At 48.0% G+C, this 26,949-nt stretch carries 22 protein-coding genes and 1 riboswitch; of the genes, 17 read left to right on the top strand and 5 right to left on the bottom strand.

All coding sequences use genetic code 11. The annotated features are described in order from the left end of the window. On the top strand, window positions 1-390 hold a 390-nt coding region (locus tag HOLDEFILI_RS16645; RefSeq protein WP_006061053.1), incomplete at its 5' end, for an undecaprenyl-diphosphate phosphatase. Window positions 391-466: 76 nt separating this feature from the next. Continuing rightward, a complete protein-coding gene (locus HOLDEFILI_RS16640; protein WP_006061052.1) occupies window positions 467-1,669 on the top strand; it encodes a cytochrome c biogenesis protein/redoxin in 1,203 nt (400 codons plus the stop codon). A 667-nt stretch (window positions 1,670-2,336) separates the two neighbouring features. Here the strand turns inward: HOLDEFILI_RS16640 and HOLDEFILI_RS16635 are convergent. Beyond that, window positions 2,337-3,122, bottom strand: coding sequence for a copper homeostasis protein CutC (locus HOLDEFILI_RS16635; RefSeq protein WP_006061051.1), 786 nt, complete (start codon window positions 3,120-3,122; stop codon window positions 2,337-2,339). Between the two features lie 230 nt (window positions 3,123-3,352). Beyond that, window positions 3,353-3,453: riboswitch (purine riboswitch) on the top strand. A 62-nt stretch (window positions 3,454-3,515) separates the two neighbouring features. Between HOLDEFILI_RS16635 and HOLDEFILI_RS16630 the strand changes: the two genes are divergently transcribed. Continuing rightward, the gene (locus HOLDEFILI_RS16630) at window positions 3,516-4,829 is read left to right on the top strand and encodes an NCS2 family permease (RefSeq protein ID WP_006061049.1); all 1,314 of its coding nucleotides are present in this window, start codon (window positions 3,516-3,518) and stop codon (window positions 4,827-4,829) included. Window positions 4,830-4,951: 122 nt separating this feature from the next. Continuing rightward, window positions 4,952-6,493: a glutamine-hydrolyzing GMP synthase gene (gene guaA, locus HOLDEFILI_RS16625; RefSeq protein ID WP_006061048.1), complete on the top strand. Its 1,542-nt coding sequence runs from the start codon at window positions 4,952-4,954 to the stop codon at window positions 6,491-6,493. A gap of 310 nt (window positions 6,494-6,803) precedes the next feature. Here the strand turns inward: guaA and HOLDEFILI_RS16620 are convergent, their stop codons facing one another. Further along, window positions 6,804-7,499 carry a PIN domain-containing protein gene (locus HOLDEFILI_RS16620; protein WP_006061046.1) on the bottom strand — a complete coding sequence of 232 codons (696 nt, stop codon included), beginning with the start codon at window positions 7,497-7,499 and terminating at the stop codon, window positions 6,804-6,806. Window positions 7,500-7,637: 138 nt separating this feature from the next. Between HOLDEFILI_RS16620 and HOLDEFILI_RS16615 the strand changes: the two genes are divergently transcribed. From HOLDEFILI_RS16615 to cls, 5 genes are all read left to right on the top strand, one after another. Beyond that, on the top strand, window positions 7,638-9,095 hold the full coding sequence (locus HOLDEFILI_RS16615) for a hypothetical protein (RefSeq protein WP_006061045.1): 1,458 nt from the start codon (window positions 7,638-7,640) through the stop codon (window positions 9,093-9,095). Between the two features lie 297 nt (window positions 9,096-9,392). Beyond that, complete coding sequence (locus HOLDEFILI_RS16610; protein ID WP_006061044.1) at window positions 9,393-11,945, top strand: ATP-binding cassette domain-containing protein; 2,553 nt, start codon at window positions 9,393-9,395, stop codon at window positions 11,943-11,945. Window positions 11,946-12,135: 190 nt separating this feature from the next. Beyond that, window positions 12,136-13,296 carry a DUF349 domain-containing protein gene (locus HOLDEFILI_RS16605; protein WP_006061043.1) on the top strand — a complete coding sequence of 387 codons (1,161 nt, stop codon included), beginning with the start codon at window positions 12,136-12,138 and terminating at the stop codon, window positions 13,294-13,296. Window positions 13,297-13,511: 215 nt separating this feature from the next. Continuing rightward, complete coding sequence (locus HOLDEFILI_RS16595; protein WP_039865344.1) at window positions 13,512-13,997, top strand: pyridoxamine 5'-phosphate oxidase family protein; 486 nt, start codon at window positions 13,512-13,514, stop codon at window positions 13,995-13,997. A gap of 132 nt (window positions 13,998-14,129) precedes the next feature. Next, complete coding sequence (gene cls, locus HOLDEFILI_RS16590) at window positions 14,130-15,662, top strand: cardiolipin synthase (RefSeq protein ID WP_006061040.1); 1,533 nt, start codon at window positions 14,130-14,132, stop codon at window positions 15,660-15,662. Between the two features lie 144 nt (window positions 15,663-15,806). Here cls and HOLDEFILI_RS16585 read toward each other — a convergent pair whose 3' ends face one another. The 3 genes from HOLDEFILI_RS16585 to HOLDEFILI_RS16575 all read right to left on the bottom strand — a co-directional run bounded on the left by HOLDEFILI_RS16585 (window position 15,807) and on the right by HOLDEFILI_RS16575 (window position 17,319). After that, a complete protein-coding gene (locus HOLDEFILI_RS16585) occupies window positions 15,807-16,241 on the bottom strand; it encodes a pyridoxamine 5'-phosphate oxidase family protein (protein WP_039865343.1) in 435 nt (144 codons plus the stop codon). A 4-nt stretch (window positions 16,242-16,245) separates the two neighbouring features. Then, entirely contained in the window at window positions 16,246-16,707 is a 462-nt protein-coding gene (locus tag HOLDEFILI_RS16580) for a MarR family winged helix-turn-helix transcriptional regulator (protein ID WP_006061038.1), read from the bottom strand. A 132-nt stretch (window positions 16,708-16,839) separates the two neighbouring features. Continuing rightward, window positions 16,840-17,319 carry a peptidoglycan-binding domain-containing protein gene (locus HOLDEFILI_RS16575; protein WP_006061037.1) on the bottom strand — a complete coding sequence of 160 codons (480 nt, stop codon included), beginning with the start codon at window positions 17,317-17,319 and terminating at the stop codon, window positions 16,840-16,842. A 148-nt stretch (window positions 17,320-17,467) separates the two neighbouring features. Between HOLDEFILI_RS16575 and HOLDEFILI_RS16570 the strand changes: the two genes are divergently transcribed. From HOLDEFILI_RS16570 to HOLDEFILI_RS16535, 8 genes are all read left to right on the top strand, one after another. After that, a complete protein-coding gene (locus HOLDEFILI_RS16570) occupies window positions 17,468-18,451 on the top strand; it encodes a hypothetical protein (protein ID WP_006061036.1) in 984 nt (327 codons plus the stop codon). Beyond that, window positions 18,444-18,770: a hypothetical protein gene (locus HOLDEFILI_RS16565; RefSeq protein WP_006061035.1), complete on the top strand. Its 327-nt coding sequence runs from the start codon at window positions 18,444-18,446 to the stop codon at window positions 18,768-18,770. The genes HOLDEFILI_RS16570 and HOLDEFILI_RS16565 overlap by 8 nt, the downstream gene beginning before the upstream one ends. 104 nt (window positions 18,771-18,874) lie before the next feature. Then, entirely contained in the window at window positions 18,875-19,771 is an 897-nt protein-coding gene (locus tag HOLDEFILI_RS16560; protein WP_006061034.1) for a hypothetical protein, read from the top strand. A 130-nt stretch (window positions 19,772-19,901) separates the two neighbouring features. After that, the gene (locus HOLDEFILI_RS16555) at window positions 19,902-20,756 is read left to right on the top strand and encodes a hypothetical protein (RefSeq protein WP_156788972.1); all 855 of its coding nucleotides are present in this window, start codon (window positions 19,902-19,904) and stop codon (window positions 20,754-20,756) included. 249 nt (window positions 20,757-21,005) lie between these two features. Beyond that, a complete protein-coding gene (locus tag HOLDEFILI_RS16550; protein WP_006061031.1) occupies window positions 21,006-21,431 on the top strand; it encodes a MarR family winged helix-turn-helix transcriptional regulator in 426 nt (141 codons plus the stop codon). 23 nt (window positions 21,432-21,454) lie between these two features. Further along, window positions 21,455-23,194, top strand: a complete 1,740-nt coding sequence (locus tag HOLDEFILI_RS16545) for an ABC transporter ATP-binding protein (RefSeq protein WP_006061030.1) — start codon at window positions 21,455-21,457, stop codon at window positions 23,192-23,194. Then, window positions 23,175-25,073 carry an ABC transporter ATP-binding protein gene (locus tag HOLDEFILI_RS16540; protein WP_006061029.1) on the top strand — a complete coding sequence of 633 codons (1,899 nt, stop codon included), beginning with the start codon at window positions 23,175-23,177 and terminating at the stop codon, window positions 25,071-25,073. The genes HOLDEFILI_RS16545 and HOLDEFILI_RS16540 overlap by 20 nt, the downstream gene beginning before the upstream one ends. A 272-nt stretch (window positions 25,074-25,345) precedes the next feature. After that, the gene (locus tag HOLDEFILI_RS16535; protein ID WP_039865341.1) at window positions 25,346-26,695 is read left to right on the top strand and encodes an MATE family efflux transporter; all 1,350 of its coding nucleotides are present in this window, start codon (window positions 25,346-25,348) and stop codon (window positions 26,693-26,695) included. The last annotated feature ends 254 nt before the right edge of the window (window positions 26,696-26,949 follow it).

Raw genomic sequence — 26,949 nt, 5'->3', positions numbered from 1 at the left:
TCTTTTGAAAAGATGAGCTACAAAACAGCGCTGGCAATCGGCGTTTTCCAGGTCCTGGCATTGATCCCGGGAACATCCCGTTCCGGAGCAACGATTCTGGGCGCGGTTCTATTAGGCTGTTCGCGCGGTATCGCGGCGGAATTCTCGTTTTTCTTGGCAGTGCCGGTGATGTTCGGCGCCAGCTTATTGAAGCTGATCAAAATGAAGATCGCTTTCTCCCTGGCGACCGCTTCGGTGCTGATCGTCGGAATGGTTGTCGCGTTCATCGTTTCGGTGTTTGCGATCCGCTTCCTGATGGGCTATATCCGCAAACATGACTTCAAGGCGTTCGGCGTGTACCGGATTGTCTTGGGAATCTTGGTCTTAGCTTACTTTTTCTTACTGAAGTAAGGATTAAATAAGGGGGAAATGCTGCAAGACGGCATTTTCCTTTGTTTTATTTAGAGCAGAGGAAAGGATTTGATGTATGAATAATCAAGCATGGCTTGTGCTGACGGAGGGGTTCCTGTCGTTTTTCTCCCCCTGCGTTCTGCCGATTTTACCAGTTTATATGGCGTATCTGAGTCAGGATGCGCTGAAAAAGGATTTGACGGGCTGGCGGAAACGTCTGCATATTTTTGGGTTTACGCTGGCGTTTGTGCTCGGTATCTGTACGGTGTTCTTCATCGCGGCGATGTCGGCGAAGGGATTGAGCGGATGGCTGAATGAAAATCGTCTGTTGATCTCGCTTTTGGGCGGGATTCTGATCGTGTTCTTTGGGTTAGTGCAGTTGGGCTGGATTCAAATTCCGTTTTTAATGCGGGAGTTCCGGTTCACGCAGAAGCAGGCGGGCAAAGAGGCCGGCAGTCTGATCCAGGCGTACGCGATGGGCTTTTTGTTCAGCTTTGCCTGGACGCCGTGCATCGGACCGATGCTTTCTTCGGTGCTGGTCGCCGCGGCGGCTTCCTCCAGCAGTACGCTGCTGATCTTCTGTTATGGCCTGGGCTTTGTCGTTCCGTTCCTGGTTTTAGGCCTGTTCACGGAAGAAGCGCTGAACTGGCTGCAGAAGAAAAAGAGCTGGCTGCCGAAAGCGATGAAGCTGGGAGGCATTTTACTGATTGTCATGGGATTGTGGATGAGTATCCCGGCGGTGGCGTCCATTTCTGAGCAGCTGCACCGGCAATCGGGAAATGCAGCGGTTTCGACGGACGGACCACAGCCGACAACGACGCCGTCTGTGGATGAAAACGGCCGCGAAGTGATCCCGGCCTATGATTTTACGCTGACAGACCAGTACGGCAATACCCATACGCTTTCGGACTATAAGGGGAAGATTGTCATGCTGCAATTCTTTGCCACCTGGTGCACTTATTGCAAAGCGGAGCTGCCTTCAGTGCAGGAACTGTATGAAGAACTGCCGGATGATCTGGTCATTCTGGTTGTGAATCAACCAGGCGGAAGGGAAACGGATAAACAGGGGGTCATCGACTTCCTGGATAAAAACGGATATACGTTCCCGACGGTCTTTGATGAAGATGGACAGGTTAATTACAACTATGGCATCACCGGTCTGCCGACAACCTACCTGATCAACACGGAAGGCAATGTGTATGGCTACATGCCGGGGGCGATGGATAAGCAAACCATGCTTCAGATCATTGACATGGCGCGCAACAATGAGGCTTATTAAGGAAAGTTTTTACCTGTTTACAAATTTTATGAAATATAAATTCCACATAAGTATCCGAATGAAGACGGGACACGGTTTCTGAGGCTTTTGCAGAAGGCTGTGGATAAGCGAAAGAAAAGATAAATTTCATTGAGATGAGATTTATCTTTTTTTCATTTCTGTCTTTTTTTAAAGAAATGAGAAACAGGGTAAACGAAAATTGTGAACGAACGATGTGAAAATAGGCTGGAACGATTCTAAGACAGGCGTAAACAAAGATACAAAATGAACAGAGCGCGAAGCGGGAATGTTGTTGATTATTGAGCTTAAACGAAAAAAGGAAAGCCAAAGCGGCAGAAAATAAAAAAAGTCGGAGCCACCGACTTTTCCAGGAATCAGGGTCTGTGAAAGGAAGCACAGAACCCACGGGTTAAGTAAAATGAAAGAGAGGAAAAAAGAGGAAACTGTTCATAAGGTTATATTCATTTTACTTAGATCTAAACAGGAATTTGATCAGGACCATCAAGTTTCTGTTTATGGTTAGTAGTTTAAACTGATTAGTAATGATTGTCAAGGTATTTTCATTGCTAATTGTAAAAATTACATATTAAATGAAAATGGTTTCTTTTGCATGGATTAATCGTTAGGAACAGCTTATTATGAGGATAATGATCAGAAAATTTCAGAATCATCCTGGAAATAGGGTGACAAGTGTATCCGGATCGTCATCATCGAAGCCGCGGATTTGTTCCATGATCTTTTTCAAGTTCATTTCGCCAACCGCTAAATACTCCAGGCCGGAGCGATTGCCAGCGGTGTGATAATGGCCGGTAGATTCATCGATCAATGTATTCTTCGCCGTCAGATGGATTTGGCCGGTATGCGCAAGCTTGAGCACTTGCCGGGCGTTGTGTTCCCGGACACCGCCTCCGGGGAGAATCTGGATCTGATCGCCATAGAGATCTTGTAAACGGCCTAATTCCTTGCATCCTTCAACAATATTGGGATAAACTGCGCCGCCGCTGGTCAGAACCCGTGTAATGCCGCAGCGGATCAGCGTCTTCAGCGAATCCTCCATGTTCTTTGTGCTGTCATAAGCCTTATGGAAAATAGCTTCCTTTCCGCGGGCAGCCTTCACCATCTGACAGGTGCGTTCTTCGTTAATACTGCCATCTTCATTCAGAAAGCCGAAGACCAGGCCGTCAGCTCCATGTTCAATAAAGAGTTCGGCATCTTTCAGCATGGCCTGAAACTGGATCTCAGTATAATCAAAGCCGGCGCCCCGCGGCCGGATCATGACGCAGATCGGCAAGCTGACCTGGCGTTTGGCTTCCAGGAATGTTCCCAACGACGGCGTCAGGCCGCCCAGTTCCAAGGCATGGTTCAATTCAATTCGGTCAGCCCCCAGCTTTTCTGCCAGCAGGCAGTCGTCGACGCTGCCGCAGCAAACTTCAACCGTAATGTGTTTTTTCATAAAGATCTCCTTCCTTGAGATGGCGGACCTGCCATCTGTTTATGGTCTTCGATGATTCGTTTTCATTGTAGCCTGCCCCTTAGAAAAGTGCAATCAGAAGTGATGCCAGGGATGGCATTTCCCAATGAATTTCTATTTCTTATAAATAAGGAATGGTTTCTACCTTGATTTCCGTAGAAAATTGTTAAAACTCGTTAAAACACTGGTCACTGGCAGGAACCTCTGCTATAATGACAAACGTAAAAGTTCACCGTATATTCCTGGGGATTGGGCGCAGGAGTTTCTACATGGCGGCCGTAACCGTCATTCTACGATGGAAGCCTTTCTTCATGCTTCTGTCTTCAGGAAGCTTTTTATTTTACGGCGAAGCTTTTTTAGAAAGTAAGGGGAATTATGTTAGAAAAGTTATTTAAGCTGTCTTCTCACAAAACGACGGTCAAAACGGAAATTTTGGCTGGCCTGACCACCTTCTTAGCCATGGCGTATATCCTGGCGGTCAATCCGGGGATGCTGGGGGCTACGGGCATGCCGGTGCAGTCCGTCTTCCTGGCGACGGCGATTGCGTCAGGGATCGCATCCATCCTGATGGGCGTGCTGGCGAACTATCCGGTTTCCTTAGCTCCGGGCATGGGCGTCAACGCGTTCTTCACCTACACCGTCTGCATGCAGTTCGGCTACAGCTGGCAGGCGGCTTTGGCAGCGGTCTTTGTTTCCGGAATTATCTTCATCGTCATTTCGGTCACCGGTTTGCGTAAAATGATCATCAACGCGATCCCGCAGCAGCTGAAGCTGGCGATCGGCGCGGGCATCGGCTTCTTCATCGCGTTCATCGGTTTGAAAAATGCCGGCATCATCGTTGCGAATGAATCAACATTCGTCGCTTTGGGGAAATTGACGGATCCGGTGGTTCTGCTGGCGATCTTCGGTCTGGCGCTGACGCTGATCCTGTTGGCGAAAAAAGTCACGGCGGCCGTGTTCTGGGGCTTGATCGGCACCGCGGTGGTCGGGGTCATCGCGGGTCTGTGCGGAGTGGCCAATATGCCGCAGCTGCCGACGGCGATCATGCAGTTCAATTTTGAAATGCCGACGCTGGGCGCGTTTATGAGCGGCTTTGGCGAATTGTTTGCACATAAGGATTTCATCGTCGTTATTTTCTCCTTCCTGTTCGTTGATTTCTTTGATACAGCGGGAACGCTGGTTGCAGTGGCAAACCGGGCAGGCTTGGTGAATGAAAAAGGCGAACTGGAAAATATTGAAAAAGCGCTGTTGTCGGACTCGGTCGGCACCTGCGTGGGCGCGGTATTAGGCACCTCGACCGTAACGTCGTTTGTAGAATCGACCTCAGGTGTTGAAGTCGGCGGACGGACGGGCTTAACTGCAGTGACGACCGGCGTTCTGTTCTTGTTGTCGATCGTCTTCTTCCCGCTGCTTTCTGTCGTAACCAGCGCGGTTACGGCGCCGGCTCTGATCGTCGTCGGAATTCTGATGGCGCAGCAGCTGGGCGGCATCGAATGGGATAACTTCATCTTTGCTTCGACGGGTTTCATGGCGATCATCATGATGATTCTGTGCTACTCCATTTCCGACGGCATTGCGTTAGGGTTTATCACCTATGGGGCGGTAATGCTGGGCAGCGGTAAGGCGAAGGAAGTCCGGCCGATTATCTGGATTCTGGATATCGTCTTTATCCTGTATTTCATCATCTGATTCATCCATCATTTTCTGTGGTAATCCGCAACTTTCGATGGTAAAATAAACGTGGAAAAAGTGAATTAGAATACTCGTTATTTTAATTCACTTTTCAATTTCAAAACGAAGGAGGCAAAACGATGGCTGATAAGATTATCGTTCTTGATTTCGGCAGTCAATATAACCAGCTGATCGCCCGGCGGATCCGGGAGTTCGGCGTCTACAGCGAGCTGCATCCCAACACGATGACTCTGGCGGAAATCCAGGCCCTGGGTGAGGTAAAGGGGATTATTTTCAGCGGGGGACCGAACAGCGTCTATGATGAGAATGCGTTCAAGTGTGATCCGGCAATTTTTACGAGCGGTCTGCCGATCCTGGGCATCTGTTACGGCATGCAGATGACGCATTTCATGAACGGCGGCGACGTGCGGTCGTGCGACAGTAAGGAATATGGCCGGACAGAGATTGAGATTGAAACAGATTCCCTGTTGTTCAAAGGGCTGCCGAAAAAGCAGACTGTCTGGATGAGCCATGGCGATCAGGTGTCCAGGCTGGCTCCGGGGTTTGTGAAGGATGCGTCCAGCTCTACTTGTGAATTTGCTTCGACGAGCAATCCGGAAAAGCAGATTTATACGGTTCAGTTCCATCCGGAAGTGCGGCATAGTGAATTTGGCAACGAAATGTTGAAGAATTTTGTTTTTGAGATCTGCCATGCGGAGAAGAACTGGTCGATGCACAATTACATCGACATGCAGATTGAAAAGATCCGCGCTCAGGTCGGTACAGATAAAGTGCTGCTGGCATTATCCGGCGGGGTGGATTCCTCGGTTGTAGCGGCGTTGCTGCACAAGGCGATCGGACCGCAGCTGTACTGTATGTTCATTGATCATGGTCTGCTTCGCAAAGGGGAAGCGGAGAGCGTCATGGAAACGTTCGGCCGGAATATGAAGCTGAATCTGACGAAGATTGATGCGTCGAAGAAATTCCTGGATAAGCTCAAGGGGGTATCGGATCCGGAACAGAAGCGGAAAATCATTGGCAATGAGTTCGTTTATACGTTCGATGAAGAAGTCAAGAAGCTGGCAGAGGGCGAGAATATCCACTGGCTGGCCCAGGGCACGCTGTATACGGACGTGATCGAAAGCGGAACTCAGACCGCCCAGACGATCAAGTCGCATCACAATGTCGGCGGCTTGCCGGAGGATATGCAGTTTCAACTGATTGAACCGCTGAACACGTTGTTTAAGGATGAAGTGCGGCAGTTAGGCAAAGAGCTGGGCCTGCCGGATGAAATGGTGTGGCGGCAGCCGTTCCCGGGTCCGGGATTGGGAATCCGGGTTTTAGGCGAAATTACTGAAGAAAAGTTAATGATGGTCCGCGAATCGGACGCGATCCTGCGCGAAGAAATTGCGAAGGCAGGTCTGGAACGCGACATCTGGCAGTATTTCACCGCATTGACAAATATGAAGTCGGTTGGCGTCATGGGCGATCAGCGGACGTATGATTACGCAGTGGCCATCCGGGCGGTAACCTCGATTGACGGGATGACGGCGGATTGGGCGCACATTCCGTTTGAAGTGCTGAGCGTAATTTCCAGCCGGATTGTTAACGAAGTACCGCATGTCAACCGCGTGCTGCTGGACATCACGTCCAAACCGCCGGGAACGATTGAATTCGAATAGCCTAAAAACGTTAGAAACGCTCTTAAATAGGGCGTTTTTTAAATGTGTGAGTACAAAATGAGTACATTTTTTTAAAATACTCTTAGAATAATGTATAAATCTAAGTGATTTGATCAACGATGGAGTCATTTGTTTCAGGTGAAATGATCGGCTCTTTTTGTAATACAATGCTTTTGTCATCGCAAGTTGCTTTGAAGTTATAATTACTATCAATTACTTTATTTGCAAGTTCATAAAGAAAATACATACCAATTACTGCAATTATACGACAATTTCTATCTTTTAATATTTCAGTCTTAGTAAATCCTTTCTACGCAAAACTCTTTGCGAATTTAACAATTTGTTTCCAATTACACAAAACATAAGTTCCTAATCCACCTACTGTAATACCAACAGGTAATCCATAAGATTCCATGAAAGTTTTATCGTGTGGAACTTCTTTGATAACTTCTTTTTCAACAACTCTATCTTTGTAGATGATTTCAGGTTGTTCTTTAGTAGGTTTAGATTTAACGCAATCACACATATTCATGTCACCATTTGCTCCAATATAACAAACACTAACTTTACTTCCATAGAATGATTCTAAATTATTAAACTTATAAGCATCAGAAGTTAATCTTTGATCATTGGATATAAGCAGTTGTGGTATGTTTCTTCTTTTCTCCAGAATAACGGTTAAGATTTTAGGATCAGCAAAGTTTTCTCCATTGCTAGCATCATTATCAAGATGTTCAACTTTGAAAATGTCATTGTTTGCTTTAATTAAACTTAAAGCTTCTGTTGCACTAGTTTGTTTGTATTCATCAGATGATAATTGATGTTTAGCTAGTTCAGCCATTACGCAATCAGGTATTTGAATCTTCTTGTTTGATTCAAGTAGTATTGGACGCACATTTTTAATAAAGAGTTCAAATCTTTGGATATACATCATTGTGCATGTGTCGATCCATATTATTTGGTTGTTTTGAATTTGTTTTGTAATGTAATCTGAGTTTGTTGTCATATTGATTACCTGCCTTTCTTTTTACATTTAGATTGTATAACAAATTCTTATTTGATAAAATTAAAGCGGGATATTTTATATCCCACTTTAATTTTTGGGTCTATTTATATGTGATATCATTGTTGTGAGGTGATTTAAATGAGAGAAGAAAATGGCTTTAAACCAGAAGAAATTGAATATGTTCCGTATATACCTAATAAATATGAGTTTAAAAAATACTTTGATTCAATGAGAAAAATTGATTGTGAAGATGGCTTTTCTGAAAATAAGAGAATAAGACATACATATACATATAAAGAATTATCTAAAATCACGGGTGTTCCAGAAGAGTCAATTCGTAAGTTAATAAATAAGACACAACCTACTTCAAATCGAGATTTAATAATTTCTTTATGTATTGCTATAAAATTAGATTTGGATTGCACAAATCTCGCATTATTTAAATATGGAATGCCAGAATTACATGATGAAGAACATGGGGATTCAATGACGCGAGATTATTTGATAATGGAGATTTTACACAAATATAATGGTGATATGACTATACATGAAGTTAATAGCCATTTGGCTGCCTTTGGATTCTCTCCTTTGCATATACCTATTACAAATAAGGGGATAGCTCCATCTATAAAACAGGATGAATATGAAGTGATTAACATCAGAGTGTTTCCTTTAATAAATGATTATGATTTTTGCTTATCAGATAAGTTTAATATCAAGAATTATGACTGTAGTGCAGAAATGTTGATTAAAAACATTAGTAGTGGCGAAGAGTATAAAATAACAGGATCTAAAGATAAAAAATTTTTTATATATTGTTTATCAGGTTCGAATAGAATTTTACCAATAGAAAAATTTGAGCACTATAAAAAACTAAAGACAGTTCTTTCATTTTTTGTTATGCAAATCGATAAAGAAATATCTAAATTACAAGCAATACAAAACGATACTAAAAATTATGGAAACCGTACAACAGCAAAATTTGAAGATGGTAGAATAGTTTTTATTTCAGAAAGTTTTAATAATAAGCTTCCAGAGATTCCGCTTTATATACTCGTTGAAGACAACTGCAAAGATATTAAAATATTAATTTCAAAGAAAAGTATGTTTATGTCAAGATTATATGATGATATTCAATATCGTGAAGAATACCATTGCGAAAAAATAAAAGCTATATGGGAATATAACGATGTTGATGATATTAAAAATGATTCAATCTATAAAAATCATGAAGTAATACAAAAATCTATAATTAAAATATATAACGACTTAACTTCGAATATTTCAAAATTAAAAGATGATATTAAGTCAAGAAATGAGTATATTTCATTAACTGTTTTAACAGATGGGGAACCAGATGAATTCTATTTAATGTGTCGTGCACTAAGATTAGTAAAGGAATTTTCGTTTAAGAAAGAAGACGATTTTTATTGCACAACAAGAAATAAAATTACCTATAGATATAATGATAAAATTTATACAATAACGAGAGAAGATGTTAAAACTGCATTTGAACTCGGAATGAAAAATGCAGATGATATCTGTTTGGTTAAAGAAAGAATTGGCTCTTTGGAAGCTTTGTATGAAGAAATGTAGTTAATATAGCTACATTTTTTATTTTGTTGGATGATTTCATAAGACGCTTATGGTCAATTCGGCCATAAGTTGTTGCAAGTAACTATTTACTTCGTGCCAAGTTGGCGAGAAGTAGATGGAGATAATGTGAATTTATGATTTGTTGATATACTCATAACCACGTTATCTCTGTTCTTCATTATTAACGATGACCCTTTTGTAAAATAAAGAATCAATAAATATTTTAATTCCGGGGAATTTCAGATAAAATGGGCAGTAGACAACCTATTGTCAGTAACAGAAAAAGAGGCAGATAAAATGGAACATAAAGTAGCTCGCTCGGAACAGGCGGTCAGTGTTGAACCCGATTCACTACCCAAGACGATTCAGGTGCGCGGAGCACGTGTCCATAATTTAAAAAATATTGATGTTGATATTCCTCTGAATCAAATTGTCGGGATAGCGGGCGTGTCCGGTTCCGGCAAATCTTCATTAGCCCTGGGTGTCTTGTATGCGGAAGGTTCGCGCCGTTATCTTGATGCTTTATCAACTTATACACGCAGACGGATGACGCAGGCGGCCAAAGCGCAGGTGGATGAAGTACTCTATGTTCCTGCCGCGCTGGCTCTGCATCAACGCCCCGCGGTTCCGGGAATCCGCAGTACCTTTGGCACAGGAACTGAGCTTTTAAACAGCCTGCGTCTGATGTTTTCCCGGCTTGCCCATCATCGTTGTCCTAATGGACATCGCTGTCCGCCGTCGTTAGCGGTTGCGGCAGGACAGGAATTGATTTGTCCGGAGTGCGGGGAACATTTCTTTGCCCCTTCCGCGGAGGAACTGGCCTTTAATAGTCAGGGAGCCTGCCGGCGCTGCAGCGGTACTGGAATTGTCCGAACAGTCGACATGTCAACACTGGTTCCCGACGAATCGCTGACGATTGACGAAGGCGCGGTGGCGCCCTGGAATACTTTGATGTGGTCGCTGATGACGGATGTCTGCCGGGCGATGGGCGTCCGGACCGACGTTCCTTTCGCTGAACTGACGGCGCAGGAACGGGAGATTGTTTTCCATGGCCCGGCGGAAAAGAAACATATTTTCTACAAAGCCAAAAATACGAATCAGGCCGGAGAGATCGACTTTACTTATTTTAACGCTGTTTATACCGTAGAAAACGCACTGAATAAGGTCAAAGATGAAAAGGGCATGAAGCGGGTAGAGAAATTTTTGAAGCAGGATGTATGCCCGGATTGCGGAGGTTCCCGGCTTTCCGCAGCGGCCCGCCTGCCGAGACTGCGCGGGATTTCGCTGGATGAAGCTTGCCGGATGACGTTATCTCAGCTGACAGTGTGGGTTCAAGGCGTTCCGGCATCGCTGCCGGAAGAAATGCGGCCGATGGCCTCCGCGATCTGTGAATCGTTTCAGACCGTAGCGAAACGGCTGATGGATTTGGGACTGGGTTATCTGACCTTGGACCGGGCGGCATCTACGCTGTCAACCGGCGAACGGCAGCGGATGCAGCTGGCCCGGGCTGTGCGCAACCGCACAACCGGCGTGCTGTATGTCCTGGATGAACCTTCGATTGGACTGCATCCTTCCAACATCGTAGGCTTAACCGGTGTGATGCATGATTTAATCAAAGATGGAAATTCAGTTGTGCTTGTTGATCATGACACGCAGATTTTGAAAGAAGCAGATTGGATTGTGGAAATGGGACCCGAAGCAGGAGCGGACGGCGGACAGGTGATCGCCGAGGGAAATTTGGAAGAAATTGAAGACAATCCGTATTCTCAGATCGGTCCCTTCTTAGCGGAAACGGCTGCGGTTAAAGTACGCCGGCGGATACCTTCGGAAGATGTGTTCAAGCTGGGGAAAATTCATCTTTCCACTGCCGAGCTGCATACTGTTAAGCCGCTGGAAGTGGATATCCCGAAGGGCCGGCTGACAGTTGTGACCGGAGTGTCGGGATCTGGCAAGACCACGTTGATTCTGGAAAGCTTGATTCCCGGACTGGAAGCGGCGATCCAGGGGAAATTGCTGCCGGAGCCTGTACGTGCGCTGGAGGCTGAGCATATCAGCCAGGTTAAGCTGATCGACGCGACGCCGATCGGCATCAACGTCCGCTCCACGGTCGCTACCTATGCCAATATCCATGATGAATTGCGGAAGGTATACGCGCGGACGCCGCAGGCAAAAACACTTCATTATTCCGCCGGGGATTTTTCTTACAATACAGGCAAACTGCGCTGTCCGACCTGCGATGGAACGGGCACGATCAGCCTCGACGTCCAATTTTTGCCGGATGTGGAAATTCCCTGCTCGGATTGCCGGGGTTCCAGGTACGCCAAAGCGGCGGAATCCATTCGCCGGGGCAAGAATAGGGAACAGGACTATTCGCTGCCGGAACTGATGGCGATGGATGTCAAGCAAGCACTGGCGGCCTGCGTGGATTTAAAAACAGTCAGTCAGCGGCTTCAGACCTTGCAGGATCTGGGCTTGGGGTATCTGACTTTAGGCGAAGCGACGCCGAGCTTGTCCGGCGGGGAAGCACAGCGCTTGAAGCTGGCTTCGGAAATGGGCCGGCAGCAGGAAAATGCGGTCTTTGTGTTCGATGAACCAACAATCGGACTGCATCCTTTGGATGTCCGCACTTTGCTTAGGATCTTGGATCGGTTAGTCGAAAAAGGCGCAACTGTGATTGTCATTGAACATGATCTGGATGTGATCGCCAACGCTGATTATCTGATTGATATGGGACCGGGTGGGGGCGAGGACGGCGGCCGGATTGTAGCGGTTGGAACTCCGGAGTGTGTTGCGGCTGATCCGCAAAGCGTGACCGGTCAATTTCTGGCAAAACAGAAATTTGGAAAATAACGCTTTTCTTCAGGCAGTGTAAGACCAGGAAACAAAACGGAGATGTTTGGTTTAGATCGCTGTCCTTCTTTTTAGAAGAACTTCTGTAACTTCCGGTCAGAACCGATATCATTTTTGTCTCATTTAATGGTATAATAAACCCATGAACGCAATTTGAAGTCATAGAGCTTGTAATGGAGGGTGAACAACGATGGCCATGGACGACATGAATGAAGTACGGGATTTTGATGAGGATATCAAAGACCGAAAAGCACTGATTGAAGAAGCGAAACAGCTCGATCTTTCAAAGAATTGGAGCGAAATTGCTTCGGCAGTCATGAATTTAAAGAAAAGATGGAAGCGGATTTCCTATTGGGAATCGGCGTACGAGGATGAACTGGCAGACGAATTCGAAAAGATGATCGACGCTTTTTATGCCAAGCGCAACGAAGGGTTCCAGAGCATCCAGAAGGCTAAAGAAGAGCTGATCGAACGAGCTCAGGTTTTAGCGAAGTCGGAAAACTGGAATCAGGCGACCGAAGAAATGAACGAACTGATGCGCCAATGGAAAGCGGTTGGCTCCGCAGGAAAAGAGACCGACGATCAGCTGTGGGAGTCGTTTAACGAAGCGCGCAACGCGTTCTTTGACCGCAAACGTCAGAATTGGGAAGAGCGGAAAGCGAAATCCGTGAACGCTCAGCAGGTTAAAAAAGAGTTGATCAAGAAAGCGGAAGCGCTGGCGGATTCAGAAGAATGGCAGAAGACCAGCGATCAGCTCAGAAAGTTGATGGAGGAATGGAAAAACGCCGGCTTCGCAGGGAAAGAAGTTGACGATCAGCTGTGGAATGAATTTAACGAAGCGCGTCAGAAATTCTATGACCGTCGCAGTGCAGCCTATGCGCAGATTCATGAGCGTCAGCAGCAGATTGCCGAGAAGAAAAAAGAACTGATCGAGCAGGCGGCCGCGATCGTTGCGCAGAAAGAATACAACCGCGAGAATACCGAGAAGATGAAGCAGCTGAACGTGCTGTGGAAAGAAGCGGGATCGTGCGGCAAGGAAAAAGAAGACGCTCTGTGGAAAGAATTCCGTTCCGCAGCGGATGATTATTTTTCCGGACTGAAGCAGTTTAATGAACAGCGGCATAACGACTGGATCAAACGGATGCAGGACGTGCGCAACCGGAAAATGGAACTGATCCAATCCCAGCAGCGGCAGCTGAAGTGGATGAAAAACGAACTGCCGACCCTGTTGAGTCAGACAGCGGCGGATGAAATGGCCGAAGATATCAAGGATAAGGAAGAATTCATCCAGGAACTGGAAGCTGATCTGGCGGAGATTAACGAAAAGCTCGGCGTCGGCTCCAAAAAATAAAACAAGGGAAGGAAGCTCTTTCTTAGGGGCTTTCTTTTATTTTGCGATGAATTCAGGAATGAACGTCAATTGTGAACTGGAAAAGAACTTGACGAATCCCAGCAGCTTTTATACAGTAGAAGAAATAGAAACGGCCGGTTATTTCCTTTCTGCTAAAAAAGGGTTTGACATCAGGCTTGTTTTCCAGCGGAACCGACCGCAAGAGGAGAAAAAAGATGAAAACAACAATGCGAAGAAAGAATCAAGCTTTATCTGAAGAAGAATGCATTGCCGTGCTGCGGCGCGGAACTTCAGGCGTGCTGGCTGCCGCAGGTGAAGATGATTATCCCTATGCCGTACCGCTCAGTTATGTTTATTGCGATTTTAAGCTCTATTTTCATTGCGCCAAAGAAGGGCATAAGCTGGAAGCGATCGCCCGCAACCCCAAGGTGTCTTTCTGCGTTATCGATCAGGATCAGGTTGTTCCGGAAAAGTATACGACCTATTTTCGCAGTGTGATCGTTTTTGGAAAGGCCCGGATTCTGAATGAAGCCGGTGAGAAACGGGCGGCCTTGGAAAAATTGGCAGAACGCTATTCCCCGGAATATCCGGAAGGCCGCAAGGCAGAAATCGATCAATTATTGGACGTTGTGAACATGGTCGAAATTCAGATTGAAGCGATGACGGGTAAAGAAGCGAAAGAATTAAAAAAATCACAGTGATCAGGTTAGTGAAGCTCATTGATGGTATTTGAAAATATACGAAGAATTTGGTTGTTTAGTGTTTTTCCTTTGAACGCTTGATATAATAAAAGCAATGAAAGAGTACTTGTCTGGGAAAGAAGGGACTTCGCGATGATTCGGAAACTTTTGCATTTTTTGACCAGCCGCTTGGTGGTCACCGCCCTTTTAATCGCCGCGCAGGCTGTGCTGCTGTTTATGATTATTCTCAAAATGAGCAACTATTTTATCTATTTTTATGCCTTCTGCATCCTGCTCAGCTTGTTTTTGCTTGTTTATCTCGTCAATAACGACGGATCGCCGAGCTTAAAAATCCCGTGGATCATTTTAATGCTGATCCTGCCGATTCTGGGTGGTATCGCCTATGTTTGCTTTGGCCGCACGTCGGTCCGCAAGGAGGAGAAAGCGCGTATGGACGAGCTGGTTCAGCGCGGCTTGAAGGCGGCCGCTAAGCTCGATGACGCCGGGGAGTGTTTGCAACAGGAAGCACCGCAGTTTGCCGGACAGTCCCATTATATCGAGTGGGCCAACCAGCGTAAGCCCTACACGAATACGGAATGCGTTTATCTGCCGTTAGGCGAAGTGATGTTTGAGCGGCTGTGTGAGGAACTGAAGAAGGCCCGCCATTTTATCTTTATGGAATATTTCATCGTTGAAGAAGGCACGATGTGGAATACAATTCTGGAAATTCTTCAGGAAAAGGTGAAGGCTGGAGTCGAAGTTCGGATGATGTATGATGATTTAGGCTGCATCATGACGCTGCCGGATCATTACGATCAGAAGCTGGAAGCGATGGGGATCAAGACGGTCGTGTTCAACCGGTTTACCGCCCATCTGACCGTTTCCCATAACAACCGCGATCATCGTAAAATCACGGTCATCGACGGGAATGTCGGTTTCAACGGCGGCATCAATCTTGCCGACGAATACATTAATGCGTATGCCAAGCACGGTCACTGGAAGGATTCCGCGGTGATGCTGAAAGGGGAAGGTGTTGTCAATCTGACGATGATGTTCCTGGAAGCCTGGAATTTTTACCGCGATGAGGATCCGGACTTCTCCTGTTATCTGCCGGAGTCAAAGATCCGGCCAGGCTGCGGCTATGTCCAGTCCTACACCGATATTCCGCTCGATCATGAGATGACCGGCGAAACCGTTTATATGAACATTCTGAATCAGGCGCAGGATTATGTGTGGATGACCTCGCCTTATCTGATTATTGATCATGAGCTGCTGACGGCGCTGATGATGGCGGCGAAGCGGGGTGTTGATGTTCGGCTGATTACGCCGCATATTCCTGACAAATGGTATGTTCATCTGATCACCCAATCCACTTATCCTTCACTGGTGCAGGCGGGAGTTAAAATTTATGAATACACACCGGGCTTTATTCACGCGAAGACGTTTGTTTCCGACGATCAGGTCGGCGTTGTCGGAACCATCAACTTGGATTACCGTTCTTTAGTTCATCATTATGAATGTGCGACCTGGATGCTGAGAACGCAGGCGATCAGTCAGCTGCATGATGATTTTCTGGCCACACAGGCCGTTTCCCAGCCCATTACCCTCGCCGACTGCCGCCAGTTTCAGCCGCTGCTCAAGCGTTGGATCGTCAATGTGATCAAGCTCTTTGCGCCGCTGATGTAGCTCAAGCTGAATATCAAGAAACAAGCAAAACAAAAAACGCCTGATTCTCACTCAGTTCAAGTGGAATCCGACGCTTTTTTTGATAAGCATTCAGTCCGTGTGCGTTTTCTGCGCGGAACAGACTGTCATTTTAGCTTGGAAATGTTATTGATCGGTGTCGGTCAGCTGGAAATCTTCAGTTTTACCCTCGCTGTAAAAACGGCCTCCGGTTACAGTGAACTTGAGAACACAGTAATCCGGATCATCGACGCCCAATGGATAATACATCGTGTCCGTCGGCAGCCAGATCGACGCTTTGGCGTCATGATCGGTCAGAACCTCCATCGTGCCCTTCAGATGGATGCCGACATATTTCTGTCTGCCCTGCTTGTAAAAATACACGCCGGCTTTGGGGTTGCCGCGGAAGACTTCAACCTTCTGGGAAGAGGTGTTGGTAGAAAAATAGAACACAGTGCGTCCATCAATCCGCCGCGGGGAGAACATGGCTTTCTGACTAGGAAACCCGTCGGCGTCGACGCCGGTCACAACGGCGACCTTCTGCGCTCGAATAAAGCGGATGATTTCATCTTGACTCATCATTGTCTTAACCCTCATTGTTTTCTTGATTTTGCTCGGCCTGGCGCAGCGTCGTCAGGATCCGCTGCAGATAAGCTTCAAACTGATCTTTTTCGGTTTCGCTGAAGCCGGTGTAGAACAGAACGTTCATACGCTGGGAAACGGCGTTGTATTGCTGTTGAAGCGAAACGGCGTAATCGGTCAGCGTAATCAACGTTTGACGACGATTGTCAGGGTTGCTTTCCCGCCGCACGATGCCGTGCGCGACCATCGTATCGATCATGATCGATACGGTATTCTTCGCCAGCGAAGTCCGCTGACTGATTTCGCTGATCGTACAGGGCGACTGCTTCCACAGCACGAATAAAATCCGGCCCTGACCGCCGCTGATCTTCAGGCCTTGCTCGCTTAAAAAGCGTTCAAAGATCCGGTCCTGAAGCTGTTTAATCTGCGTGATGTAAAAACCGCCTAGTGTTTCGATGGAGATCACCTCAAGGAATTCATACGTATGTTCTATATAGAACTATTATTATGATAATCCATTCCCAGCTGGACGTCAAGCCTGAAATCATAATGAAAAGGCCTGAAATTCAGACCTTTCCGAGTGACATCAACGAACCGGTTACTGCAAACGATTGATAATCCGATCCCAGGTGTTGTTGCCGATGACACCGTCCACGTTCAGGCCATTTAACGCCTGGAAGGTTTCCACGGCGCGCTTGGTGTTCTGACCGAAGTTGCCGTCGACGACTAGGCGGGGATTAGGGGCGATCAATTCGTTTAAATACTGCTGGAATTTCTGGACGCCCAGGCCGATGTTGCCGACCCGCAGCGTCCGCGTTGATTTATTACGTTCCATTGCCGGACTCGGCAGATTTTTGAATTCCTGGATAATCTTGTCCCAGGTCGCCTGACCGATGATGCCGTCAACATTCAGATGGTAGACATACTGGAAAACAGCAACCGCAAATTCAGTCTTCTGTCCATAAATGCCATCCTCCTCCATCGGCGTCAGATTCGGCGCGGCTAAAATCTGGTTGATATAATACTGCATCTTTTTGACATCGATGCCGTTGCTGCCCAGCTGTAATGTGTAAGCCATATAACATTCCTCCTTTCCCTGTATGCTATGCGTTTACCGAGGGGCCGGCTAGGCGGGAAAATAACAGAGGACAAACTGGGCAATGAATTTTGTCTTTTTCGTTGTACGCGTTGATTTTCCTGTATAATGAAGAAAAGGAGTAACGCTTATGAAGAATGGGAAGGCTCTGATAGTTGGGGCGATCGGTCACTTCCTGGTCGACTTTGCCTGTGCGGCGTTTTTGCTGCGGCATAATGGGGAAACGATCTGGTGGACGGAGCTGCTGATCCTTTATAATTTCTGCGCGTTCGCGCTGCAGATGCCGATGGGAATCCTGGTGGACCGCTGGCCGGCGTTTCCCTGGGCGGCGGGTGGTGCGCTTTTGTGTGCTGCCGGGGCGCTGCCGCTGCCATTAGCGGCGCTGGGGCTGATTTTAGGACTTGGCAATGCGGCGTATCATCTGGGGATCGGAAAACCATTGATGGATGCGGAGCCTGGCAGCGCCGCCTTGGGAATCTTTGTCGCACCGGGAGCGCTGGGCATTACGCTGGGGACGCTGGCAGCCAGGCTGGATTCAGTAATGGTTCTGCCGCTGACCCTGTTCTTGATCCTGCTGGCTTGTGTCGTTTACAAGCTGCCGTGGAAGCCGCAGGAGCGTCAGGAGGAAGTTAATAGTTCCTTCCCTTTAATCAGTTCGGTCTGTTTGTTTCTCGTCGTGACGCTGCGGTCTTTTGCCGGCTTCACCTGGCCGCTGCCCTGGAAAGCTCAGGCGTTGATTCCGCTGACGCTGGCGGTCGCGGGGGGAAAAGCGGCAGGCGGAATTGCGGCTGATCATTGGGGGCTGGAGAAAACGGCGCGGGTTTCGCTGGGACTGAGTTTTTTCTGCTTTTGCTATCCCGACTGGATGATTACCGGAATGGCCGGCGTATTTTTATTCAATATGACGATGCCATTGTGCTTGAAACAGATGCACCGGCAGTTTCCACAACATGCCGGCTTTGCGTTCGGGTTTTTAACGTTTGCGCTGTTTCTTGGGTTTGTACCGGTGATCCTGGGCATCACGGCAGTAACGAAAGTGCAGACACTGATCTTGATCGCGCTGTCCTGGCTGGATCTGCGCCTGGCTTTTCACTGGGGACGTAACAATGCTTAGATCGTTGGTTTTGTCGCTGATCTTGACCTGGCTGCTGGAGCTGGCCTTCGCGTTTCTGCTTGGAATCCGTCGCGGAAAGGATTTGCTTCTGATTCTGCTGGTCAATCTGATCACCAATCCGGCAGTCGTTTACTTGGCGCTGACCTTTCGGTATTTCCTGCCTTCATGGTTTCTGATTCCGCTGCTGGAAAGTCTGGCAATCGGAGTGGAAGCACTGTATTACCGCAGTTATGCGCTGACAATCCGCCATCCCTGGTTGTTCTCGCTGGCGGCCAACGCTTTCTCGTATGGCATCGGCTGGCTGCTTCAACATGGATGACCTTTTACGCTTTCAAGAAGGCAAGTTTGAAGATTGTGGAATTTCTGATCAAAAGAATCAAGATTGTTTGCTTGATCTGAGGAATATTGCAGAGAGGAGAAATTATGAAAAGAAAAAGAGAATGGACGATCATCAAAATCATCAGCGCATTGATCCTGTTTGCGGGAGTGCTGACGCCGGTGAGGGCTGATGTGATCGCGGAACCGCAAGATCCTTTCTATAAAGAACATGCCGAGGAGTGTACGTATGTCGGCCAATATTACCGCGTGATCGCCGTCAAAGGCGCCTTTCTTTACACCGCTCCGCAGTCTGCCGAAATTCTGGGACAGGTGCCGCAGGGGAAAGAAATCTGGATTGACTTTACGTATGTTGAGGAAGACGGCGACTCCTGGGGCGTTCAGGCGCTGGAGGGAGAGCTGGCCGGTTCCTCAGTCTGGCTGAACCTGGCGGATCTTCAGGTCGAAATGAATGATGCGATTTTCTTTAAGGAACATCAGGCAGAAATAGAACAGATTGACGAGGTGTTTGCGCCGGAAGACTTTTCTGGTTATTTATGCTTCTATGAGTATCCCGGTGCGGACAGCGTATATGAATATACGGATGCAGAAAGTCTGCTGGAAGAACCTGTGACCGTAAATGCGTCATTTACGACGGCTACGGGCGAGATCTGGCTGCATACACCTTATTATTTCGGACACCAGGGCTGGTTTCAGCGCGATCAGCCTGTTGTGGAACAAGCGCCGCTTCTGAATTATCAGCGTGGTCATATTCTCGCCGCTGAAGACGGCACGCTTCACGCTGCTCCTCCATTAACGCCGCAGCCGGTCGTTGTCCTCACGCCGGAGACGAACCGAACCGACATGCCGGAAGAACGCGGCTCAGTCCGCCAATATATCGCGTTCTCTTTCTCAAAAGATGGTTTGATCGGCGGCCTGGTGCTCCTTGTGATTGCGGTGACCAGCGGTTTGATCGCCGTTTTCTGGAAAAAGCCAAAACGCTAATAGTGGATTAAGGGGCGATGTACGGTGGCGGACGATGATCGCGAAGAAAAAAAGCTCGTGAATTAGGCTCAAGACGCGAAGAAGAAGGAAAAAAAGTCTGGAAGAACGTGAAAAAACAGGGGGGATCAGCGTGAGAAAATTTTTAAAGAGGACGATAGCGGTCATGCTGCTTATGGGCAGTACGGCGACTCTGCATGCGGACTTAATCGTCTGCCCGGAGGATGATTTTTTTAAGGAACATGAAGAGGAATGCGAGTACGCCGGGCAGCTTTACACGGCGGCTGGCGATGCCGGTTTCGTTTCCGTTTTCTCCAGTCCGGTTTCCAACGAAATCGTCGGTGAAATTCCTAATGGCACAGACATCTGGATTGATTTCACTTATGAAACGGAAACGGGTGTTTTGTGGGGCGTGCAGACACCGAAAAAAAATCTGAGTCTGGGGCAGTGGATGAATCTTACAGAATTTGAAATCACAAAGACAGGCGAGGATTTTGAGCGGGAACATCAGGCGGCACTGGAACCGATTGAGAGAACCTATACTTTTGGCGAACAGCGCGGATACCTGACGTTATGGGCATATCCGGGATCGGATCAGATTCATAATCAAATCAACAGCCAAGACGTAGAGCCGGGGGCGGTCATTCCGATGACTAGAAAATATACGGACGAGGCAGGTCAGGTCTGGTTTTATATTGAGGTTGATGAACGAATAAACGGTTGGATCCAGGAAGGTCAGGAGCTGACGCTTGTGAGGTTGAACAATTATTGGTATCTGGACCAGGGGACGTATGCCCCAGCGACGCCGACACCTCAGCCGACCGCTCCGACGCCGCGGGTGCCGCTCGTTTCACCGTCGTCCTCCGACGGTTCGGTGGGTCCTTATCTAAAGAAACAGCCGGAGCCCACGCTGATGATCGGCGCAGGAATTGCAGGGGTGATCGCCGTGACCGCGCTGGTCATCGTTCGATTTTGGAAAAAAAGATAAATGCCGGTGGAAGGAAATACATCCGGGAAGACGCAGAAAATTCCGGACTTACTCCAGTTTTATCGATTCGGTTAAAGCGAAGAAATCCTTTGGAAATATTCGCTTTTTTATTGCTTTTTTAAGCTCGCAAACGGAATTAGAAGGAGAAACTTTTCGTTAAATTTCACATAAAATTCACAACAAATAAGATTGACAAGTAAACAGATCAGAGTAAAATGTTAGTATCCTAACAAAAAAGAGAGTGATACGATGCAGCGAAGAATAGGGTATGAAATTCGTGAAATTCAACAAATGATTCATCAGAAAATGGAGCAGTTCCGTCATGAGGACGGCTACGGGCTGACATTAGTGCAGACCCGCACGATCTGTTTTCTGATTGCCAACCAGGACCACGACGTCTTTCAGCGGGATCTGGAAAAGGAACTGCGCATCCGCCGGTCCACAGCCAGTGAAATTTTAAACGTTCTGGAACGCGACGGCTATCTGCGCCGGATTCCCGCTTCACATGACGCCCGGCTGAAAAAATTAGTTTTGACCGAAAAAGCGTTGATGGTGGATCATCAGATGAATGAGAATATCGACAGGATGGAAGCCCTGCTTTCCCGCTCGATTTCGCCAGAGGACCAGGAGCACTTTTTTTCTGTTTTGGATCAAATAAAAAAGAATTTAGAATAACGTGAACGAGAAAGGAGAATGTTATGATTCAACGATTGCTTCAAGAAGTAAAAGAATATAAAAAAGCATCCTTGTTAGCACCGGCGCTGATGGTTGGCGAAGTTGTCATGGAGCTGATGCTTCCGTTTCTGATGTCCTTTATCATTGATTCCGGCGTCAATCAGGGAGATCTGGGCGCTGTTTTCAAGTATGGAGCGTTAATGCTGATCTGCGCGTTTTTGTCTCTGTTCTGCGGGATGCTGAGCGGCAAATACGCGGCGTATGCTTCGTCGGGATTTGTGAAGAATCTGCGCAAGGCGATGTTTGAGAATATCCAGAAATTCTCATTCGCCAACATCGACAAATACTCGACCTCCGGTCTGGTTACCCGCATGATGACCGACGCGACCAATGTACAGAACGCTTATCAGATGATCCTGCGGATGTGCGTGCGCGCGCCGCTGATGCTGGTGGTGGCGATGTCGATGACGTTTATGATCAATGCCAAGCTGGCGATGATCTTCTTCTATGCGATGATTTTTCTGGGGATTATCCTGGGGTTCATCACGCTGAAGGCGCATCCGATGTTCCGCAGGACGTTCCGCAAATATGATGATCTGAATGCCAGCGTACAGGAGAATGTCACGAATATCCGTGTCGTCAAGGCGTATGTTAAGGAAACAGCGGAAACGAATAAATTTCAGGAAGCTGCCGGCAACCTGAAGAAGATGTTCATGAAAGCGGAGAACATCCTGGTTTTCAACAATCCGGTGATGCAGCTGACTATGTATTGCTGCATTCTGGCGCTGAGCTGGATGGGAGCGCAGATGATCGTCGGCAGTACGCTGACCACCGGCGAGCTGATGAGCTTGTTCACCTATACGATGAATATTCTGATGAGCTTAATGATGCTGTCGATGATCTTCGTCATGCTGAGCATGTCGATGGCCTCGGCCCAGCGGATCGCCGAGATCCTGGAGGAAAAACCGAGTATTGTCAATCCGGAAAATCCGGTGATGACGGTCGCGGACGGTTCGATCGAATTTGATCACGTCGCATTCGGTTATTATACCGGAAAAGATAAATATGTTTTAGAAGATATCAACCTGAAAATTAAGGCGGGAGAAACGATTGGCATCCTGGGGCCGACCGGTTCCAGTAAGTCGACGCTGATGAGTTTGATCCCGCGGTTGTACGATGCCGGCGAGGGGACGGTTCGCGTCGGCGGAGTCGATGTTCGGGATTATGATCTGGATTCACTGCGCAACAGCGTCGCGATGGTATTGCAGAAAAACGTCCTGTTTTCCGGGACGATCAAGGATAACCTGCGCTGGGGCAACGAACAGGCCACGGATGAGGAAATGATCCATGCCTGCAAGCTGGCCTGCGCCGATGAATTCATCCAGCAATTTCCGGAGGGCTATGATACTCGGATTGAACAGGGCGGCACCAACGTGTCCGGGGGTCAGAAACAACGCTTATGCATCGCGCGGGCCTTGTTGAAAAATCCGAAGGTTCTGATCCTCGACGACAGTACCAGCGCCGTCGATACCCGCACGGACAGTATGATCCGCAAGGCGTTCCGGGAAGAAATTCCGAATACAACCAAATTGATCATCTCGCAGCGGATTTCCTCGATTGAAGACGCCGACCGCATTGTGGTGCTTAACGAAGGCCGGATCGAAGGCGTCGGAACGCACGCGGAGCTGCTGGCGAGCAACGCAATTTATCAGGAAGTCTATGAAACGCAGAAGAAAGGAGAGGATGAACATGAGCAGGCCTAGAAATGTGGGAACCAACGGTGAAAAGCTGAATACCCAAGTGCTGGGCCGGCTGATGAGCTATATCCTCAAACGATATAAATTCCGCTACGCCATCGTTCTGATCTGCATCATTATTTCATCGCTGGCTTCGGTCGCGTCTTCAGTCTTTATGAAAACGCTGATCGACGGCTACATCACCCCGATGATTCAAAGCGCCAATCCGGATTTTACGCCGCTGTTTCAGGCGTTAAGCATGATGGCGTGCATTTACATGGCAGGCGTAGTGACAAAGCTGATTTCCCAGAAAGTTCTGATTGTCATTTCTCAGGGCACGATGAACAATCTGCGCAACGATCTGTTCAGCAATATGGAGAAGCTGCCGATTCAATACTTTGACACGCACGCGCATGGGGATATCATGAGTGTTTACACCAATGATATTGACACGCTGCGGCAAGTTATTTCCCAGAGCATTCCGGAATTTCTCTCTTCGCTGTTTACGATCGTTTCGGTGTTCTTCTCAATGATCGTTATGAGCGTGCCGCTGACGCTGGTCACGCTGATGATGGTTGTGGTCATGCAGTTTGCGCTGCAGAAGATCATGCGCAAGTCGGGTCGTTACTTCGGCGCGCAGCAGCGGCAGCTGGGGAAGGAAAACGGATATATTGAAGAAATGATGGAAGGCGCGAAGGTCGTCAAGGTGTTCACGCATGAACAGAAGGCGATCGAGGAATTCAATCAGATCAATGACGAACTGTGCGAGGCTTCTTACAAAGCGAATAAATATGCCAATATCCTGATGCCGATCGTCGGCAATCTCGGCAATATTTCGTACGTATTGTGTGCCTTCATCGGCGGTGTGCTGGCAGTCAACGGCATCAGCGGTCTGACGCTGGGCGGCCTGGCTTCCTTCCTGGCTTTGAACAAGTCCTTTAACGGCCCGCTGAACCAGATTTCTCAGCAGCTGAACTCCGTCATCATGGCGATGGCCGGCGCGGAGCGGGTCTTCAAGCTGTTAGATGAACCGCATGAAGTCGATGACGGCCGCGTGACGCTGGTCAATGTGGATAAGGACGAATCCGGCCGGATGAGCGAATCGGAAACGACAACCGGACACTGGGCCTGGAAACATTGCCACGAAGACGGCAGCGTTGATTATGTCGAGCTGACCGGCGACGTCCGGTTCCATGACGTCAGCTTTGGTTATGTCGAAGGCAAAACCGTGCTTCACGATATCGAATTGTTTGCTGAACCGGGACAGAAGCTGGCCTTCGTCGGCGCGACCGGCGCGGGGAAAACGACGATGACCAACCTGATCAATCGGTTTTACGATGTGCAGAAAGGCTCGATCACCTATGACGGGATCGACGTCAAGCTGATCCGCAAGGATGATCTGCGGCGGTCGCTGGGGATTGTTCTGCAGGACACGCATCTGTTTACCGGGACGATTGAGGATAATATTAAATATGCCCGCCCGGATGCGACGCATGAAGAAGTCGTCGCAGCGGCCAAGCTGGCAAACGCTCACTATTTCATTAAACATCTGGAAAAAGGCTATGATACCTGGCTGACTCGCGACGGTTCCTCGCTTTCGCAGGGACAGCGGCAGCTGATCTCGATTGCCCGGGCCGCGTTGGCCAATCCGCCGGTGCTGATCCTGGATGAAGCGACGTCTTCGATTGACTCGCGGACTGAAAAACTTGTTCAGGAAGGCATGGACAAGCTGATGAGCGGCCGGACGACCTTTGTTATCGCGCATCGCCTGAGTACGATCAAAAACTCCCACGCGATCATGGTTATGGATCACGGCCGGATTATTGAACGCGGCAATCATGAGCGCCTGCTGGAAAAACACGGCATCTACTATCAGCTGTATACCGGCTTGATCGAAAACGACTGACAGACGGGTAACCCGTCTGTTTTTCCTGTTATCGACAGATTTCGCAAGTCATTTCATTCGAAGATACTGAAATGAAATCGGAGAAGCAAGCATAAAAAACGATCGCTAAAAAATCTATCGTAAAGCTTTGAGTCCAAAGTTTTACGATAGATTGCGGGAAAAACGTTAAACGTAAAAATAAGTTGACTTGAAGTGCAGTCCAGCTGGTATGATAAAGAAGCAAAGGAAGACAGAGGCAGGGAAAAAAGAAAAGTGGGAAAGAGGGGAACACGGTGACACAAGCCAATTCTAAAAATTTGATGACCGAAGGGATAATCTGGAAAAAGATTTTATTTTTCGCACTGCCGATTTTCTTCGGTAATTTATTTCAGCAGCTCTACAACACCGCCGATTCGCTGATTGTGGGCAATTTTCTGGGCAGCGAAGCGCTGGCGGCAGTTAGTTCTTCGGGAAATTTGATCTTTTTGCTCGTCGGTTTCTTCAACGGCATCACGGTCGGCGCGGGAGTGGTGATCGCCCGTTATTATGGAGCCCGGAATGGCGAGCAGGTTCAGCTGGCGGTGCATACCACTGTCGCATTTGGATTAGCGGCCAGCGTGCTGATGACGGTTGTCGGCGTCATGCTGGCGCCGCAAATTCTGATCTGGATGGGGACACCGGCGGAAGTGCTGGGCTTGTCTACGGTCTATTTTCGGATCTATTTCGCAGGCTCGCTCGGATTTATCATGTATAACATTTTTGTCGGGATTCTGCAGGCGGCCGGAGACAGCCGTCATCCGTTAGTGTATCTGGTCATTTCTTCACTGATCAATATTGTGCTCGATTTAGTCTTCGTTGCGGGAATGCATTGGGGGGTCGGCTCCGCGGCCTTCGCTACGATTTTGTCGCAATTTGTCAGTGCAGCCCTGTGTTTCAGACGCTTGCTGAAGGTACAGGACGTCTACCGTATCGAGCCTAAGAAAATCCGGTTTGATAAACCGATGCTGAAGCTGATCATCCAATATGGGCTGCCTTCAGGGCTGCAGAACTCAATCATCGGCTTTGCCAACGTCGTCGTGCAAGCCAACATCAACGCTTTCGGTCAGATGGCGATGGCGGGGTGCGGCGCGTTCTCGAAAATCGAAGGTTTCGGTTTCCTGCCGATTACCAGCTTTACAATGGCGCTGACCACCTTTGTCGGCCAGAACCTGGGGGCACGGGAACTGGAGCGGACGCGTAAAGGGGCGCGGTTCGGCATTTTATGTTCCATGGTGATCGCGGAAGGGATCGGGATCTTGATTTTCATTGGAGCACCGTGGCTGATCGCCGCGTTTAACCGTGATCCCCAGGTCATCGCCTATGGCACCGACCGTGCGCGGACATCCGCCTTGTTTTTCTTCCTGCTGGCGTTTTCCCATTGCATGGCGGCAATTCTGCGCGGAGCAGGTAAATCGACAGTGCCGATGCTGGTGATGCTGCTGACCTGGTGTGCGGCGCGGGTGACGTTCATCACACTGATGGTGAAATGGATAAATTCGATCCAGGTTGTTTTCTGGGCATATCCGCTGACTTGGCTGATGAGCTCTGTGATATTTTTCTATTATTACCGACATGTCGACTGGATGCATGCCTTCGACGCGTGATCCCGCTGCTCATAGAACACTCCTATCCGAACTCGGAAGTAGGAAAAAGGAGAAACGGGTCAATCAGAGGGAAGCTTGGCTTAAAAAAGAAGAATGATCCATCCATTTAAAACTGGATTCGCAAGGCTTCATTCCAAGTTTTGCGAACCAGCTTTTTTAGTACACCCGACATGGGTGATAACTAGACGGTGAAAGTCCGTTGCGCGGTTGTGGCAACAAGCATTAAAGCGCTAGCCGAAGGCAAGGCGATTATC

Origin of the sequence: Holdemania filiformis DSM 12042 (genome assembly GCF_000157995.1) — a bacterium.
In the GTDB taxonomy this organism is placed as follows: domain Bacteria; phylum Bacillota_I; class Bacilli_A; order Erysipelotrichales; family Erysipelotrichaceae; genus Holdemania; species Holdemania filiformis.
The sequence above is the reverse complement of the archived record's forward strand: the minus strand, read 5'-3'. Positions and strand labels throughout refer to the sequence as shown.